Below are 299 nucleotides of genomic sequence, written 5' to 3'. Positions count from 1 at the left end.
ATGGCTTAATGAAACAGAAAGCAAGCATAAGTGGATGCAAATATTTGATGAAATTAAGGCTCGTGGTGTCGAAGACATTTTCTTTTTATCTATGGATGGTGTTTCTGGCTTAGAATCCGGAGTTAAGGCTATTTTTCCTAAAACAATTGTTCAAAGATGTATTGTGTATTTAGTTAGGAATTCTATTAAATACGTACCAAGTAAAGACTATAAAGCTTTTACTTCTTCTTTAAGAAAGGTTTATGGGGCAACATCACTTAAAGCTTGTCATACTGCTTTTGAAGCATTTAAACAACAAT

General features: G+C 32.4%; 1 protein-coding gene. It reads left to right on the top strand.

All coding sequences use genetic code 11. From position 1 onward, the window contains the following. A partial coding sequence (locus LQ686_RS14015; protein WP_239733463.1) for a transposase occupies positions 1 to 299 on the top strand: 299 nt, incomplete at both ends.

It is taken from the genome of Mammaliicoccus sp. J-M41, from assembly GCF_022385935.1.
Classification (GTDB): Bacteria; Bacillota; Bacilli; order Staphylococcales; family Staphylococcaceae; genus Mammaliicoccus; species Mammaliicoccus sciuri_A.
Note: the sequence above shows the minus strand (reverse complement) of the source record. Positions and strands in the feature narration are given on the sequence as shown.